This is a genomic window from Mesorhizobium sp. M7A.F.Ca.ET.027.02.1.1, assembly GCF_004022985.1.
Taxonomy (GTDB): domain Bacteria; phylum Pseudomonadota; class Alphaproteobacteria; order Rhizobiales; family Rhizobiaceae; genus Mesorhizobium.
On record NZ_RZOL01000668.1, the window covers coordinates 1 to 1,931 of the forward strand.

Genomic DNA, 1,931 nt, shown 5'->3' on the forward strand with positions numbered 1-1,931 from the left:
ATGACAAGGTCTCCGGCTCCGGCCGGCTCGAAACACCCGACAAGAAATCGGTGGTGTTCCAGGATGCCCGACTGTTGCCATGGAAACGAGCGCTGGAGAATGTGGTTCTTGGTCTCGACCTGCCGGACGCCGCCGAACGCGGACGGGTGGCGCTCGAAGAGGTTGGCCTAGGCGGCCGCGAGACCGCATGGCCGGTTGAACTGTCTGGTGGTGAGCAGCAACGCGTGGCATTGGCGCGCTCGCTGGTTCGTGATCCTGAACTGCTGCTTGCGGACGAGCCGTTCGGCGCTCTCGACGCTTTGACCCGCCTGCGCATGCACGATCTGCTGCGCCAGCTCTGCGCCCGCCACCAGCCGGCCGTGCTGCTGGTCACCCATGATGTGGACGAAGCCGTGACGCTGGCGGATCGGGTCTTGGTGCTCGACAATGGCACCATCGCCGCCGATATCGTCATCGACATCCTGAGGCCACGCGGTCATGGCGATCGCCGGTTCGGCGAGATCCGCTCCGAACTTCTGCGTCATCTCGGCGTCGAGACAAAGCCTGTGCTGCCCGTCTGAGGGCCACAAGACTTCTCGCTCAGCGTCACCACCCAGGAGGACCAACATATGCCCGCCGAAACACGACAGTTGAACCTCAACCTTTTCATTTATCCTGGCGGCCATCATGAGGCCGGCTGGCGCTACAAGGATTCCGCACCTGAACGAGTGCTGGATATCGCCTACTATCAGGAACTGGCGAAAAAGGCCGAGGCGAGCAAATTCGACGCGCTGTTCTTTGCCGATGGGCCAGCGCTCGCCGACAACATCCGCTACGCAAGCCGCTTCAGGCTGGAGCCGCTGACGTGGATTTCGGCGCTCGCCGCTGTGACGGAAAGAATAGGCTTCATCGCGACCGCCTCGACCACCTACAACGAACCCTACAATCTGGCCCGGCTGTTTGCTTCCGTCGATCATTTGAGCGGCGGGCGCGCCGGCTGGAACATCGTCACGACTGGCGACGAGTCCGCAGCGTTGAATTTCGGCTTTGATCGACATCCAACCCACGCCGACCGTTACGAGCGCGCCGGGGAATTCGTTGATGTGGTAACCAAGCTCTGGGACAGTTGGGAAGATGACGCGCTCGTCGCGGACCGGGATTCCGGCATTTTTGCCGACACCGACAAGATCCACCCTATCAACCACATCGGCAAATATCATCGGGTGAAGGGCCCGCTCACGCTTCCGCGCGCGCCGCAGGGGCGTCCGGTCTACGTCCAGGCAGGTTCGTCGCCAGACGGACGGCCGTTCGCAAGCCGCTATGCCGAGGCGATATTCACGGCACATCAGACACTCGGCAACGCGCAGGAATTTTATGCTGACATCAAAGCGCGCGTGAAGTCAGTTGGCCGCAACCCCGAGCTCGTCAAGGTCTTGCCCGGCATCAGCCCCTTCATCGGTTCAACCGACGCCGAAGCCCGGGCACTGCATGATGAGTTCAATGAGCTGACGCAGCCGGAATATTCGCTTCATCAGCTACGCCGCATCGTCGACGCCGACCTTTCAAGCTACGACCTCGATGGGCCATTTCCGCGCGAGCTCATCAGTATCGAGGGCGAGCGCGATGCGAGCAGCCGCTTTCACGTCGTACTGGACATCATCGAGCGCGAGAATCCAACCATTCGTCAGCTGCTCCACCGCCTGGCCGGGGCACGCGGGCATTGGGTCCAGGCAGGGACGCCAGAACAGATCGCCGACAAGATCCAGGAATGGTTCGACAACGGTGCCGCGGATGGTTTCAATGTCATGCCGCCTTATCTACAGGGCGGGTTCGATGTATTCGCCGAAGAGGTGGTGCCGATCTTGCGCCGGCGCGGACTTTTCCGGCACGACTATGACGGGCCAACACTTAGGGACCATTTCGGCCTGCCGCGTCCTGACAATATTTTCAGC

At 61.5% G+C, this 1,931-nt stretch carries 2 protein-coding genes; both read left to right on the forward strand.

Annotated features, from left to right (window positions below; genetic code table 11):
• A partial coding sequence (locus EN749_RS34915) for an ABC transporter ATP-binding protein (RefSeq protein ID WP_145991154.1) occupies positions 1-560 on the forward strand: 560 nt, incomplete at its 5' end.
• 48 nt (positions 561-608) lie between these two features.
• Positions 609-1,931, forward strand: a 1,323-nt coding sequence (locus tag EN749_RS34920) for an LLM class flavin-dependent oxidoreductase (protein WP_145991155.1), incomplete at its 3' end; no start/stop codon positions are given.